The 2,000-nt window shown below is 67.2% G+C and carries 1 protein-coding gene; it reads right to left on the minus strand.

All coding sequences use genetic code 11. From position 1 onward, the window contains the following. Nucleotides 1-114: 114 nt before the first annotated feature. Nucleotides 115-1,821 (minus strand): IS1634 family transposase, encoded by a 1,707-nt coding sequence (locus AB0H57_RS32765; RefSeq protein WP_357512619.1) that lies wholly within the window; start codon nucleotides 1,819-1,821, stop codon nucleotides 115-117. Nucleotides 1,822-2,000: the final 179 nt, after the last annotated feature.

Genomic DNA, 2,000 nt, shown 5'->3' on the forward strand with positions numbered 1-2,000 from the left:
CCCGGGTTCCACAGATCAGGTGGTTGGCTAGTCCGCGAGAAGGTGGGTTGAGCTGGGAAAACGTGGTTTGGTCCGGTGGCGGGGCGTGTCACTAGGCCGGGGTGTTCGTGCTGGTCAGGAGGTTGTCGGGGTGGCCTCGAAGACGTGGCGGGGCTCGGGCAGGCCGAGGGCGGTCAGGATCTTCTTTTGGCCGGTGGTGAGTTCGGTGCGTTGGCGGAAGGAGCCGGCGGGGCCGGTGAAGGTGCCCAGGTGCAGGCGTTGGAGTTCGTCGCGGACCTCGGGCCAGGTCTGTCCGGTGCGGGTCTCGGTGATGCGGATGAGCAGTAGGGCGAGCCAGCAGAGCAGGACGTGGGCGCGGATGCGGTCCTCGGCACGGTGGTAGACCGGCCGTAGGTCGATGATCGATTTCATGTCCCGCCAGCCGCGTTCGACCTCGAGGAGTTGCTTGTAGCCCAAGGCGATGTCCTCGGCCGACAGCTTCGGGTCGGAGCAGCGCAGCAGGAACTTGCCGTCCAGGTTGGCCTCGGCTTCGACGGCCTTGCGGTCGATGCGTAGCAGCCCGCCGGGGGTGGTGCGTAGGTAGCGTTTCAGGCCGGGCTTGGTGGAGATGACGCCGCGTAACTCGGCGCGCTTGTCTCGGCCGAGCTTGTCGGAGCCGTCGATCATCTCGTCCAGGATCGCGACCATGCGGGCCCTGATCGCGGCGTCGCGGACGGCGGCCTCGGGGTTGAAGCAGATGACGAACCGGTCGTCGGCCAGGTCACCGGACAGTCGCACTTCCTTGACCTGCAGGTTGTCCGCGACGTGCCGGTAGCGGCCCTGCCGCGACAGCGCGGCGTCGGCCTCGGGCGTGCCGCCGCGAAGCTTCTCACCGAGGATGTAGTGCCCGCCGGCCTTCTGCAGGTAGCGCCGGTTCTGCTCCGAGGTGAAACCGCGATCGGCGACCCACACGATCCGCGACAGCGACCAGTCCCGCATGTCGTCCTTGACCTGTCGTATCAGGGCGCTGTCTGACGTATTACCAGGCCAGGCCCAACATCTGACCGGGATGCCGGTGCGGGTGACGGCCATCCCGACCACGATCTGCGGCAGGTCACCCCGGGAGTCCTTTGACTTGCCCCAGGTCCGAAACCCAGTCTCCTTCACCGCCGGGTCGCCGTCGCCGACCCGCATGCCCCGCTCGTCGCGGGCCACCGGCTCGTCGGCGTCGGCGGTCTCGAAGTAGGTGGAGGTGGTGTCGAAGAACAGCAGGTCCACCTCCAGGTTCAGCAGGTCGGCGGTGTTGTCGAACACGATGCGCCCCAGCTCCGGCTCGGCGTTGATCAGCCAGTCCATCGCCCGGTAGCAGGACTCGTCGACCACGGGCAGGTCCAAGCCGTCGATCACGACGTCGTGCTCGATCCAGCGGGTCGCGGCCAGCTTGGACGACGGGGCCAGTGCGCGGTTCGCTACGAGCGCGAACAAGATCCGCTCAACCCGCGGCTCCATCCGCGTGCCGGCCAGCAGCCGCCGCATCGCCGCGTCGATCCCCAGAGCGCGCCACAGTCCGTCCAGCGCGTACGCCCCGCCCAACGCCCGGGAGTCGATGAACCGCAGGTCCGCCGAGGTGGCCGTCAGCTCCTGGCCCGGCTCCAACAGCCGACACAACGCCGCGACCAGCCGCCGGATCCCAGCAACGTCCAGCTGGTCCTCACGGCCGAAGGAGTACAGCACCTTCGTCCGCGACACCTTCGCAACCGGGTCCCACTCGTTGTGGGCCAGCTGCAGATAGCCCACCGCCCGACCGTCCGCCACCCGCCGCGTCGAACGCTTCACATACACGATCAGCGATCCTAGCGATCCGGCCGCTAGGAGATCAACAGAAAGTCCCACGTCAAAACACACGACCACGCTAGCCGTGTCACTAGGGACTTTCGAACTTCCCACCAGGCCCCAACGCTCTGAACAGCGATAGGACCGGCGGACGTGTCACAGGAACCCAATTATCTGTGGAACCCGGG

The organism is Micromonospora sp. NPDC050686, assembly GCF_040654475.1.
GTDB lineage: Bacteria > Actinomycetota > Actinomycetes > Mycobacteriales > Micromonosporaceae > Micromonospora.